The following is a 288-nucleotide window of genomic DNA, read 5'->3' on the forward strand; positions in this document are numbered from 1 at the left end:
TTTGCCGGTCATTTTTGCGGTGTTGGCGGTGTTTCCGGCAGCTTGACCGGCGCGCTTGGCGGCGGCGTATTCCTTTTTAATGGCCTGTTTCTGCTGCCAGCGTGAAAACGGATTGCTGGTAAGCAGGGGATTTTCCCGCAAAGACTTCTGATACAGGGCGTTTACATTAGCCTTTTCCAGCTTTTGTTCCGCCTGTGCCGCCTTGCTGTATGGCTTCAGCTTGTGACTGCGGTAGCCTTCCCGGAACAGCCGCACACCGGTTTCAACAGCTTCCTCGGACTTGTGGGC

Annotated in this window: 1 pseudogene; it reads right to left on the minus strand. The window is 55.6% G+C overall.

Annotated elements, in window-relative coordinates:
• Positions 1–288, minus strand: a pseudogene (locus P0G09_RS20500) (CHAP domain-containing protein); the annotation flags it as partial.

The organism is Faecalibacterium sp. DFI.5.82 (genome assembly GCF_029076575.1).
GTDB lineage: Bacteria > Bacillota > Clostridia > Oscillospirales > Ruminococcaceae > Faecalibacterium > Faecalibacterium duncaniae.